The sequence below is a fragment of the Sulfuricurvum kujiense DSM 16994 genome, assembly GCF_000183725.1.
In the GTDB taxonomy this organism is placed as follows: Bacteria; Campylobacterota; Campylobacteria; order Campylobacterales; family Sulfurimonadaceae; genus Sulfuricurvum; species Sulfuricurvum kujiense.
Map to the genome: position 1 here is coordinate 751,230 of NC_014762.1, position 11,845 is coordinate 763,074.

The 11,845-nt window shown below is 43.4% G+C and carries 15 protein-coding genes; 14 read left to right on the plus strand and 1 reads right to left on the minus strand.

Going from position 1 to position 11,845, the window contains the following annotated elements:
* Positions 1 to 3: 3 nt before the first annotated feature.
* The 14 genes from atpD (at position 4) to SULKU_RS03910 (ending at position 10,790) form a co-directional block, all read left to right on the plus strand.
* On the plus strand, positions 4 to 1,404 hold the full coding sequence (gene atpD / locus SULKU_RS03845; RefSeq protein ID WP_013459622.1) for a F0F1 ATP synthase subunit beta: 1,401 nt from the start codon (positions 4 to 6) through the stop codon (positions 1,402 to 1,404).
* A 26-nt stretch (positions 1,405 to 1,430) separates the two neighbouring features.
* Positions 1,431 to 1,820: an ATP synthase F1 subunit epsilon gene (gene atpC, locus SULKU_RS03850; protein WP_013459623.1), complete on the plus strand. Its 390-nt coding sequence runs from the start codon at positions 1,431 to 1,433 to the stop codon at positions 1,818 to 1,820.
* An 8-nt stretch (positions 1,821 to 1,828) separates the two neighbouring features.
* Positions 1,829 to 2,395 carry a MotA/TolQ/ExbB proton channel family protein gene (locus SULKU_RS03855; protein WP_013459624.1) on the plus strand — a complete coding sequence of 189 codons (567 nt, stop codon included), beginning with the start codon at positions 1,829 to 1,831 and terminating at the stop codon, positions 2,393 to 2,395.
* 2 nt (positions 2,396 to 2,397) lie between these two features.
* Positions 2,398 to 2,787 (plus strand): ExbD/TolR family protein, encoded by a 390-nt coding sequence (locus SULKU_RS03860; protein ID WP_013459625.1) that lies wholly within the window; start codon positions 2,398 to 2,400, stop codon positions 2,785 to 2,787.
* Between the two features lie 41 nt (positions 2,788 to 2,828).
* Positions 2,829 to 3,569: a TonB C-terminal domain-containing protein gene (locus SULKU_RS03865; protein ID WP_013459626.1), complete on the plus strand. Its 741-nt coding sequence runs from the start codon at positions 2,829 to 2,831 to the stop codon at positions 3,567 to 3,569.
* Positions 3,570 to 3,573: 4 nt separating this feature from the next.
* On the plus strand, positions 3,574 to 4,821 hold the full coding sequence (gene tolB / locus SULKU_RS03870; RefSeq protein ID WP_013459627.1) for a Tol-Pal system protein TolB: 1,248 nt from the start codon (positions 3,574 to 3,576) through the stop codon (positions 4,819 to 4,821).
* A gap of 54 nt (positions 4,822 to 4,875) precedes the next feature.
* Positions 4,876 to 5,409: an OmpA family protein gene (locus SULKU_RS03875; protein ID WP_013459628.1), complete on the plus strand. Its 534-nt coding sequence runs from the start codon at positions 4,876 to 4,878 to the stop codon at positions 5,407 to 5,409.
* Positions 5,410 to 6,288 carry a tetratricopeptide repeat protein gene (locus SULKU_RS03880; protein WP_013459629.1) on the plus strand — a complete coding sequence of 293 codons (879 nt, stop codon included), beginning with the start codon at positions 5,410 to 5,412 and terminating at the stop codon, positions 6,286 to 6,288.
* 84 nt (positions 6,289 to 6,372) lie between these two features.
* On the plus strand, positions 6,373 to 6,894 hold the full coding sequence (locus SULKU_RS03885) for an FKBP-type peptidyl-prolyl cis-trans isomerase (protein WP_013459630.1): 522 nt from the start codon (positions 6,373 to 6,375) through the stop codon (positions 6,892 to 6,894).
* Positions 6,857 to 7,651, plus strand: a complete 795-nt coding sequence (locus tag SULKU_RS03890) for a helix-turn-helix domain-containing protein (protein ID WP_245535162.1) — start codon at positions 6,857 to 6,859, stop codon at positions 7,649 to 7,651. The genes SULKU_RS03885 and SULKU_RS03890 overlap by 38 nt, the downstream gene beginning before the upstream one ends.
* Complete coding sequence (gene fabD, locus SULKU_RS03895; RefSeq protein ID WP_013459632.1) at positions 7,651 to 8,586, plus strand: ACP S-malonyltransferase; 936 nt, start codon at positions 7,651 to 7,653, stop codon at positions 8,584 to 8,586. The genes SULKU_RS03890 and fabD overlap by 1 nt, the downstream gene beginning before the upstream one ends.
* Positions 8,583 to 9,341: a nitrilase-related carbon-nitrogen hydrolase gene (locus SULKU_RS03900; protein WP_013459633.1), complete on the plus strand. Its 759-nt coding sequence runs from the start codon at positions 8,583 to 8,585 to the stop codon at positions 9,339 to 9,341. The genes fabD and SULKU_RS03900 overlap by 4 nt, the downstream gene beginning before the upstream one ends.
* An 8-nt stretch (positions 9,342 to 9,349) precedes the next feature.
* Entirely contained in the window at positions 9,350 to 10,042 is a 693-nt protein-coding gene (locus SULKU_RS03905) for a 5'-methylthioadenosine/adenosylhomocysteine nucleosidase (RefSeq protein WP_013459634.1), read from the plus strand.
* A gap of 16 nt (positions 10,043 to 10,058) precedes the next feature.
* Complete coding sequence (locus tag SULKU_RS03910) at positions 10,059 to 10,790, plus strand: PP-loop family protein (protein WP_041666909.1); 732 nt, start codon at positions 10,059 to 10,061, stop codon at positions 10,788 to 10,790.
* Here SULKU_RS03910 and mutY read toward each other — a convergent pair.
* The gene (gene mutY, locus SULKU_RS03915) at positions 10,771 to 11,721 is read right to left on the minus strand and encodes an A/G-specific adenine glycosylase (RefSeq protein WP_013459636.1); all 951 of its coding nucleotides are present in this window, start codon (positions 11,719 to 11,721) and stop codon (positions 10,771 to 10,773) included. The two genes, SULKU_RS03910 and mutY, sit on opposite strands and share 20 nt — an antisense overlap.
* Between the last annotated feature and the right edge of the window lie 124 nt (positions 11,722 to 11,845).

The following is an 11,845-nucleotide window of genomic DNA, read 5'->3' on the forward strand; positions in this document are numbered from 1 at the left end:
AGAATGATTGGTAAAATTGCTCAAGTAATTGGTCCGGTTGTTGACGTTGATTTTGAAGGTTATTTGCCTACAGTCAATGAAGCAATCGAAGTAAATGTAAGTGTTGAAGGGAATACGACTCGTCTTGTTCTTGAAGTAGCATCTCACCTTGGAAACGGTCGTGTACGTACGATCGCTATGGATATGTCAGAAGGTCTTGTTCGCGGTATGGCTGCGAAAGCAACTGGCGCTCCGATTAAAGTTCCGGTTGGTGAAAAAGTTCTCGGACGTATCTTCAACGTTATCGGTGAAACTATCGACGGCGGAGATCAAATCACTGATTGTGATACATGGTCTATCCACCGTGATCCTCCACCGCTTGTTGATCAAAGCACAAAAACTGAGATGTTCGAAACGGGTATCAAAGTTGTCGACCTTTTGGCTCCATACGGAAAAGGTGGTAAAGTCGGTCTATTCGGTGGTGCTGGTGTAGGTAAAACCGTTATTATCATGGAATTGATCAACAACGTTGCTCAAGGACACAGCGGTCTTTCTGTTTTCGCCGGTGTCGGTGAGCGTACTCGTGAGGGGAATGACCTTTACCACGAGATGAAAGAATCAAGCGTTTTGGACAAAGTAGCACTGTGCTACGGTCAAATGTCTGAACCGCCGGGAGCACGTAACCGTATCGCTCTTACCGGTCTTACCATGGCGGAGTATTTCCGTGATGAGAAAGGGCTTGACGTATTGATGTTCATCGACAACATCTTCCGTTTTGCACAATCAGGTTCTGAGATGTCAGCACTTCTTGGACGTATCCCGTCAGCCGTTGGTTATCAACCGACATTGGCTCGTGAAATGGGTGCTCTTCAAGACCGTATTACATCAACCAAAAAAGGTTCAATCACTTCGGTTCAAGCGGTATACGTACCAGCGGATGACTTGACTGACCCGGCTCCTGCATCAGTATTTGCTCACTTGGATGCGACTACGGTTCTTAACCGTAAAATCGCTGAAAAAGGGATCTATCCTGCGGTTGACCCATTGGATTCAACTTCTCGCTTGCTTGATCCGCAAATCATCGGCGAAGAGCACTACAATGTTGCTCGCGGTGTTCAAAAAACACTTCAAAAATACAAAGATTTGCAAGATATCATTGCGATTCTCGGTATGGATGAACTTTCAGAAGATGACAAAGCAACGGTTGAACGTGCACGTAAAATCGAGAAATTCCTTTCTCAGCCTTTCCACGTTGCAGAAGTATTCACCGGAGCTCCTGGTAAATATGTTAAACTTGAAGACACTATCAAAGGATTCAAAGGTATCCTTGAAGGTGAATTCGACCACATGCCAGAAGGTGCCTTCTACATGGTCGGTAATATGAACGAGGCGATTGAGAAAGCTGAAAAAATGAAAAGCAAGTAATTGCTTCTCGCCTTAAAGGAAACACTATGGAAACACTCCAATTAGAAGTGCTAACGCCAAGCGGATCTATCTTTAACGGTCCGGCTAAAAGCGTCACCCTTCCGGGGGAAGAGGGAGAATTCGGTGTTCTCCCTGAACACGTTGCTCTAACAACATTGCTCCAAGCCGGAGTTGTTGATATACAAAAAGAGAACGGTAAAACCGAGTCAATCGTTGTGAATTGGGGTGTTGTACAAATTACCCAAAACAAAGTGGTTGTCTTGGTTGACGGTGCCGTTGCAATCCGCGGAGAGAGCGAAGGCGAAATCGCAAAAGCTCTTGATGAAGCGAAATCATTGATTAACAGCATTGCAGATTCGAATGCAATGATCGCTTCAGTTTCAGCACGTATCGATACTGCGGCGCACCATATTTAATCACTGATATGTTTCAAACATTTGCTGATTATTATGACAAAAGCCATCCGGTAACACTTTTTGTGTTACTGGTCCTCTCTATTTATTTCATTGCGGTCAATTGGACTTTTTTTTACCGTCTATTTTCTTTGAATCAATGGATATCTACTGAAAACCAATCACTTGAATCATTATTGCTCGGTTCGCAAAAGATTCCCGATTTTGCCTATTTAAGCCATTTTACGAAATCATCATCACGTCTTTCTACTTCTTTATTCGATATGGCTTCGTATGCCGCTACGAAAGAAGCGACGAAAGGGCTGATGTTTCTCTCCGTTGTCGCTTCAACAACCCCTTTTATCGGCTTATTCGGCACCGTCGTTTCAATTTTGAGCACGTTTGACCACATCGGTCAAGCAAGCGGTACGATGAGCATAATTGCTTCGGGTGTATCGGACGCCCTTGTCGCAACCGCATCCGGTATTTTTGTCGCTATTTTTGCCTATACCTATCATCAAATTCTAAAGCGAAAAGCTTTTGAGTTATCCGGATTGATCCGTATGCAAGGTGATGCACTCCTCTCTAAAGAAGCATAATCGTGTTTGATTGGGATGAAAAACCGGAATTGAACATTACGCCGCTTGTCGACGTAATGTTGGTTTTATTGGCCATATTAATGGTAATTTCGCCGAATATTGTCTATGAAGAGTTGATTCGCCTCCCAAAAGGGTCTGCACAAAAAGAGATAACCAAAAAAGAGTCGATAGAGATTTCAATCTCAGAGAATCGTAAAATAAAAATTGGGAAAGAGCAGTTTCAGGTCGAGACATTTGCGGATGATTTTATCCGTCTTGCACCTTCTTATAAAGCAGATTCCACCGTACGTATAAGTGCTGACGGCCGTTTGAATTACAGTGATGTCATGAATGTTTTAGCCGTAGTTAAAAAAGCCGGTTTTCAAAATGTTTCTCTTGTTACCGCTCAATAAAATTCATTTCTAAAGTTTTTATTATGATGAGGATTTTATAAATGGATATGCATCAGGAACGCTATTTTTATCTCAGCGGATTGATTTCGATTTCTCTTTTTGTCACCATGCTTTTTTTTACGGTGTACAGCGTGATCCTATCTCCAAAAATTCAACAGTTTGCTATGACCAAAAGTGACGTGATTAATGTCTCTATTGCTGTTTCCGATACAAAAGAGAATGTACAAACGTCTCCTGAGCCCGCAAGCGTACCTGTTGCACCTGAACAAACTCAAAAGGAAGAAGAGCCGGCTGCACAACCTGAACCCGTTCCGGAAATTTCCGATCTCTTTTCTGAAATCAAACCTCAGAAGGTTGCTAAAGAAGATAATAAGCGTCAAGAGCAGCTTAATAAAATTGAAAATGAAATTTTAACAAAAAGAGAGACTCCCCGATATTCGGAAAAAGTATCCAATGTCCAGTTAGCTAAACCTTCAATAAAAATGGTTGTTCCAGGCGGATCGAGCGGGCCGCTTGTTAACGAATACCATGCTAAGATTCAAGGGCTGGTTTATACCTATTTCCATCCTCCCTCAGGAACGGCCGGAGAAGTAGCACGTGTAAGGATGAATATCAGTGCATCAGGCAAGTTAACGGGATATAAAGTGCTTCGTTATTCAGGAAATATTTCGTTTAACGGCGAAGTCGATTGGCTGAAAGATAGACTGAGTGCCATCCGTTTTCCGGAACATCCTGAGGGAAAAGATACGGTTTTAGAATTCATTTTGACGGCTAAGGAGTAATCATTTGAAAATCATTCTAATTTTTCTAACATTAGTACAGTTTTCCTGGGGCGCAGACGCAACATTGGAAGTGGTAAAAGGGGTTGGGGGATTATCACCGTTGGCAATCGAAGATTCATCGTTGCAAACCAGTGATTTAAGCCGCAAATTTACCCAAATGCTAGCGGCGGATATGAATGTCGTCTCTTTATTTACCGTAGATCAAAGCTACGCATCTGTGCCGTTTAATTCGTTATCACCATCTCCACAGCATCAGGATGCTCAGTACCTGATTCGATATCGTCTGGTGGATGACGGAGCAGGCGGAATGCGTGCGGATGTAAAGATGCTTCAAAACGGAAATGAATTCTTTGCCAAAAGCTATATTTTAAAGCAGAGTGAAATGGCCGTTTTTCTATCGCACGCAATCGCGTATGATATTAATGCTAAATTGGGTGGCTCACCGATTGACTGGATTAAGCGCAAAGTCGTTTTCGTCCGATTGACGAGTCCGAAACGTTCTGAAATCGTAGTTTCTGATTATACGCTCTCGTATCAGAAAGTCGTTATGAGCGGAGGGATGTACGGGTTTGCAAAGTGGGCTAATAGTGAACAAAGCGAGGTTTATTACACCTCATTGTTAGATTTTAAACCGACAATTTATAAGTTAAGCCTCCAAAGCGGGAAAAAAGATAAGATCGTCAGTTCAGACGGCATGGCGGTATGTTCGGATGTCAGTGAGGATTCTAAGCGTCTGTTACTCACCCTTGCTCCCAACGGGCAACCCGATATTTATCTTTTTGATTTGACATCGGGGGCTAAAACACAAATCACCAATTATTCAGGGATCGACGTCAACGGACAGTTTATGGGGGACGGCTCGATTGCCTTCGTTTCAAATCGGCTAGGCTATCCGAATATATTCTCGACTCGGATGAACAGTACGGCGGTATCACAATTGGTATATCACGGCAAAAATAACTCTTCATTGAGTTCGTACAAGAATTTTTTGGTTTATAAGGCGCGTGAAAACAGCGCTACGTTTGCAGGAAACTCATTTAATTTGCATCTTTTATCACTGAATAGCGGGAATGTACAACGCTTAACCGCAAGCGGGGAGAACGATTTTCCGAAGTTTTCATATGACGGCGAAGCGATTTTGTATATTAAACAAGAGGGAGCCCGAAGTTCTGTCGGCGTCATCCGTTTCGGGGTCAATAAAAGCTTTGTTTTTCCGTTAAAAATCGGACGAATTCAATCAATTGATTGGTAGAAAACAAATTTTACGCTATTATTCCACTTATATTTATTGTCCTGAGGAGATATCATGATGAAGAAAGTTGCTTTTTTAAGCGCAACAGTAGCAATGCTCGTTTTGAGCGGATGTAGTTCAAAAGAGCCTGCAATCGATGCATCTGCAAATGCGAACGCATCTGCAGGTACAAAAGCAAACGGTTCTGATGCAAACTCAGTTATTTCACCGGTTAGCAATGCTAACGTTACAGATGCTAATGGCGCAAACGGTGCAAACGGTTCTGATGGCGGGTTGGTCAGCATTTTGTTCGACTATGACAAATTTGACATTCGTGCAGATATGCAAGATGCGATGGCAAAAAACGCGTTGTTGGTTAAAGGCAAAACAATCAAACTCGAAGGTAACTGTGACGAATTCGGAAGTGATGAGTACAACTTCGCGCTTGGACTAAAACGTGCAAATTCTGTTAAAGCAGCATTGGTAAACAGCGGCATCAGCGCTGATTCTATTGCTATGTCAAGTCTTGGAGAAAGCAATCCGGTATGTTTGGAAAAAAGCAAAGATTGCTGGCAAAAAAATCGTCGTGTAGATTTCAAACTTCCATAAATGCGTCTGTTAGTCATTATTCCCTTTTTACTAACAATTACTGCATCCGCAACGGAACCCTCCGTTTTCGGTGCGGGTGATCTGAACTCCCCTAATCCTTACGGTCTTACCCACGAAGAAAAACTAATTTTAGAAAATAAAAAAGAGCTTCAATCCGTTATTCAAAAAAACAATATGCAAAATGCAAAAGTTGAGACGGTTACCGAACGTTTAGACGGGATGCAGGGGATTCTTGAAGGACTCGGACAACGATCTAACGAACAAAGTATAATCTTACAAAAGCTTCAAGACAAACTTTCGGTTGAAAGTAACGGAAGTGTCAGTTTGGATGATCTCAGTAAACAAGTGAACGCCAATACAGAAAATATCGCCCAGTTTAAAGCACTTCTCGAAGAGCTTTCCCATGCGGTAGATGAAATCAATATGAATTATGTCTCGAAAGAGCAATTTGCGGTGTTGATAAAACAGCTTAAAGTCAGTGTGCCTGAGCGTCCGGCAGCGTCTTCTGCAAAAATGTCCAATGCCGATATTGAAAAAGAGGCAAATAAGCTTTTTTCTCAAAAAAAATACGATGATGCTCAAAGCTATTTTGAACAAATGATTCAAAAAAAGTATAAAGTCTCTGATGCATATTTTATGATCGGCGAGACACAGTTTGAACGTAAAAAATATAAAGAAGCCGTCTTAAGTTACAAGGAGTCGGCATCTCGCAACGAGAAAGCGCTCTATATGCCTACGTTGTTACTTCATTCGGGTATTTCGATGGAAAAAACGGGAGATACGGCTACGGCTAAAGCTTTTTATCAAGCGACAATTTCCAAATTCGGCGGGAGCGGTGCTTCAAAAGAGGCACAAGAACGTCTGTCTAAGTTAAAATAAGCGCCATTGTGCTAAATGTCTGTTTTCAGCATCACCATAGGTAAATGTGCTACAATCGCAAAATCTTAAAAGAAGGCTAATCAAATGGCAATTGAAAATAATCAAATTGTATCGATCGAGTATGAAGTACGTGACGGCGGAGTTGTCGTGGACAGCAATGTCGGCGGACACCCGTTGACATTTATGTTTGGAAAAGGTCAAATTATCCCAGGTCTTGAAGCTGGAATCGCACACATGAATATGGGTGATAAAGGCGACGTATTGGTTAAAGCGCACGATGCATACGGTGATTACAACGAAGAAGCGCAGCAAGAACTTCCTCGTGAACAATTTGCAGGGATCGATTTGAATGTCGGTATGACATTGTACGGACAAGGCGAAGACGGCGGAACCGTTCAAGTTGTGGTAAAAGAAATTAAAGACGATGCGGTCATTATCGATTTCAATCACCCTCTTGCAGGAAAAGATTTGATGTTCACCGTTACTATTTCTAATGTACGTGATGCATCGGCAGAAGAAGCGATGACCGGAATTCCGGCGGAAAACAAAGTGGATAATAGCGGATGTTGTGGAAGTGGCGGTAATCACGGCTGTGGATGTCACTAATTTTTTAACTGCATCGAACGCTTCTATTGAAGCGTTTAAAACCGCTAACCTACTAAAAGGATTAGGGGTTAACGCTATCATTTTCGGAGAACGGGGGACGGGTAAACTTACCCTTGCCCGTTATATACTTCCCCATGCACCCATCATTGATGCCGGTCATTTTGATGAACTTCTTGATGCATTGGAGTCGCATAGTGATGTCATTATTCATCGACTGGATAATGTCGCTAATCTAAAACGTCTTATAGAGACGATCCAAAAAACACGTACACGTGTCATAGCAACCGGCGGAGGCCGTTATTCTCAAGATCAGTTGGATGAGATTTTTACGATTCGTCTTGCATTACCGCCATTGAGTGAGCGGCAGGAAGATGTTGCCGTATTGGTAGAAGCTTTTGTCAAAGAAGCAAGCCATACCCTAGGAAAATCTGAGCCATTTGATTATGAGGGGTTTATTCCTGACTTGAGTGAAAACGCTATTTCTCTACGGCGTCAAGTTTACATGCATTATTTGTTTGACAGCATTAATGAAAATGATTTGATGGAGATTATGGAACACTATTTGGAAGAAAAACTCGGAAGCAACAATGACTATAGGGCGTTTTTGCATCTGTACGAAGTTCCCCTTATCCGTGCGGGTATCAAACGGTTTAAGTCCCAATTACAGTTGGCTGAGCGGCTTGGATTGAACCGCAATACGTTACGGAAAAAAATTGCCGATCATGGCGAATACCAATTAGAAATCAAGGAGCATTAATGTCAAAAAAAATCGCGATGATTTTCCCTGGTCAGGGAAGCCAGAGCATCGGTATGGGTAAATCGTTTTATGAAAACAGCGCGCTCGCTCGTGAAATGTTTGAAAAAACGGGCGAGCGTATCGGAGTTGATTTTGCAAAACTTTTGTTTGAGGAAAACGATCAACTCGATAAAACCGAATACACCCAACCCGCGATTTTATTGGTATCGATGATCGCCTATAAATTGTTTCAAGAATCCCGACCGAGTGATGCCGTAATGTTTTTGGGCCACTCTTTGGGCGAATTTAGTGCTCTATGCGCCAGCGGTGCGATCAACTATGTCGATGCGGTTGAATTGGTGCATAAACGTGGAAAGCTTATGTCTCAGGCATGTGAGAGCATTAATGCGGGGATGATGGCTATTTTGGGTCTTGATGACGCAGTGGTCGAAGAACTTTGCGCAAAAGCAAATAGCGAGGGCAAGCAGGTGTGGCCTGCCAATTATAACCAAGCGGGTCAGCTTGTTGTTGCCGGCATTAAAGAAGATCTTCAATCGATGGAGAGCGTATTCAAAGAAGCGGGTGCGAAGAGGGCATTATTGCTGAACATGTCAATCGCCAGCCACTGTCCGCTCCTCTCAAGTGCTATGGAGCCGCTGGGCGAAGCGATGGAAGCAATGGTGAATGACAGTTTCAGCGCTCCGATCGTATCGAACGTAACGACTGAAAAGTATGCGACGAAATCCGAGGCATTGAAACTGCTTAAAGTTCAGTTGATTCAGCCCGTTAAATACAAGCAATCGATCGAAGCGGTTGCCGGCGAGATCGATATGATGATCGAATTCGGTAACGGTGCGGTTTTAAAAGGGCTGAATAAACGCAATGCCCCGGATGTCGAGACATTGGGCATTTCGGATATGGAATCGCTTAGCAAGGTTTGTGAAGCACTCTCATGAAAGTAGCTTTGATTCAATCTGCACCGAAACTCAGCCGATCGAATCTCGCTGACGTTCTCGCCTTGGTTGAATCAAACAAAAGTGCGGATGTCGTTGTTTTCCCCGAACTTGCTCTCAGCGGCTATCTTCTTCAAGATAAACTCTATGAAGATGCGTGGAAAATTGACGAGTTGGATGATCTTAAAAAGGCAAGTGAAGCATGTGATATCGTCATCGGTGCGGCACTGTGGGATGAGGGGCATGTTTATAACTCCGCCCTTTACTTTTCACAAGGCCAATTGCTTCACATTCACCATAAAAATCATCTTCCGACTTATGGGATGTTCGAAGAGGGGCGCTATTTTAGCGCAGGCAATGAGATCATATCCTTTCAAACTCCTCACGGAAATGCCGTAATGGTCATATGCGAAGATGTATGGCGAGCAGAGACGATGGCCGAGATTGCTGCATCGGATGCAGAGGTTGTTTACGTATTGGCCGCTTCTCCGGCACGTGATTTTACGGAGGAGGGGATCAGCATTGAATCCCAATGGGATGCGTTGTTGAAATCTACCGCACTTTTGAGCCATAATTATGTTGTTTTCGTTAATCGTGTCGGATTTGAAGACGGGCTAGGTTTTTGGGGCGGAAGCCGTGTCATCTCTCCGATGGGAAAAATAGAGCAGCGTTTATCACTTTTTGAATGTGAAGAAAAAATATGTTCTCTCGACGGACGGTTGAAAAAACTGGGTCGATATTTAGTAAAAAACAGATAAGGGAAAAAATGAAAATTGCCATTATGGGTGCAATGCGCGAAGAAATAGAACCGATTTTAGCCGCATTGGGTAATTACACCATTGAGAAATATGCGGGAAATATATACTATCATGCTGAATATGCAGGTCATGAGCTTATTATCGCCTATTCTAAAATAGGGAAAGTTTTTTCAGCGATTACCGCTACGATCATGTTGGAACGCTACGGTGCGAAAGCGCTTTTATTTAGCGGTGTCGCCGGAGGGATCAGCAAAGATTTGAAAATCGGCGATTTGATTATGGCAAGTGCTTTGTGTCAGCATGATGTCGATATCACCGCTTTCGGGCATCCTGAGGGCTTTATTCCCGAGAGCTTCGTTATGATCGAATCGGATGAGGATATGCGCTCTCTTGCTTCTGAAATCGCTGTTGATATGGGGGTTGATCTTTATGAAGGGATTATTGCAACGGGAGATCAATTCGTCGCATCAAGCGAGCGAAAAGAATGGATAGAGAAGACGTTTAATGCCGATGCTTTGGAAATGGAAGGGACAAGCGTAGCGTGCGTCTGTCAAAATTTCGGTGTTCCGTTTTTTATTCTCCGTGCGATCAGCGATGCGGCTGACGGTGATGCCGGAATGGATTTTGATACGTTCCTCAAAAGCTCGGCACAGGTAAGTGCCAAATTTATTTTAGAGATGGTAAAACGCATTGGCGATTAAACTCAGTAAAAAAATTATGAGCAAAATCGGCCGTACCAATGCCGAATTCGCTCTTATTGAAGAGGGTGATCGTATCCTTGTCGGTCTTAGCGGCGGGAAAGATTCGCTGACCATGGTTCATGCATTGCGTGAACAGCAGCGGCGCGCCCCGTTTAAATTTGAGATTCTTGCTGTAACGGTAACGTACGGTATGGGCGAGGATTTGTCGGCTTTGATCGCACATTGTGCGGAGCATGAGATTCCCCATAAAATCTACGAGACCAATACCTATGAGATTGCGGCTGATAAAATCCGTCAGAACTCTTCGTTTTGCAGTTTTTTCTCACGGATGCGACGCGGAGCATTGTACAGTGCCGCAAAAGAATACGGATGCAATAAAGTAGCTCTGGGACACCATCTAGACGATGCGGCGGAGAGTTTTTTTATGAATTTGATCTATAACGGTCATATGAGAGCACTCGCTCCCAAATATAAAGCGGGGAACGGTTTGATCGTTATCCGTCCGTTGATACAGCTTAGAGAGCGTCAGCTAGCCGCCTGCGCGTTGGAAAACGAGATGCCGACGATCGGAGATGAAGCGTGTCCGTCAATGCGCTTTGATGTTAAAATGCCTCATGCCAGAGCGAGTATGAAAGTGATGCTCGCAGAGATGGAAGCAAAATACCCGGATCTGTTCGTCTCTATCAACTCAGCATTCGGCCATATCAGTGACGATACCTTTTTCGATCCTAAGCGCTTTTCTTTATAAATTCGACCACTTTATGATCGGCACGGCTCAGTGAGAGCTGTGTGATCTCTTCTATCGTAAACCATTCGAACTCTTCTTCGACATCTTCATGACTTAGGTAAACGTTTGCTTCAAGGGTAAAATGGCTGTAGTGCTGCGTAATATTTCCTAATGCTGTACCACCCGGTATTTCTGTTGTTTCATAAAATCCCCATAATCCGTGTAAGAAACGTTCTTTCCGTTGCATTAGTGCGTATCGGCTATGGCGCTGATAAACAATGATGGAGCGTTTTCGGATGGGCTTGCGTGTTTTAGCTTTTGCATCAGGATAGGTGAGGGGATCTGTTTTTCCTTGGCAGCTCTCCTTAAACGGGCAAACTTCGCACAGCGGTTTTTTGGCAAGACATACCGTAGCGCCTACATCCATCATCGCCTGATTGTATTCAAACGGATGGCTGGAATCGAAGAGGGCATAAGCGTATTCCCACAGTTTTTTTTCATTTCGCTCTTTTAGAGCAAAATAGCGATGCAGTATCCGTTTGACATTTGCATCAAGTATGGGGAGGCTTTCACGGTACGCAAAGGCGGCAATCGCATGGGCGGTAGAACGTCCGATGCCGCTGAGATTCATCAAATCATGGGCATTGTCGGGGAGGATGCCGTTACATTGACGGGCGGCATGATGCAGATTTTTGGCTCGTGTGTAGTATCCGAGTCCTTCCCACATTTTAAGAACATCATCCAAATCGCTTTCGGCTATATCCAGCAGGGTCGGAAAACGTTCTAAAAACGGAAAATAGAACCGCTCGAGGACGGTTTTGACCTGAGTCTGTTGAAGCATGATTTCGCTGACATAGATGTGGTAAGGATTATCAGTCGTACGCCAGGGCAGATCGTGGCGACCGTTTTTATTGTACCATTGCAGGAGAGAAGTTTGAGGGGTAAGTTCCATTTGAGAATTGTAGCGAAATCATTTTATTATAGTGAATTCAGAGATATGGTAAGGATATTATTTTGATAGGTTGATATATTTAGCTATAATTAAGAATCATATATATTGGGTGAAAAGGTTGGGA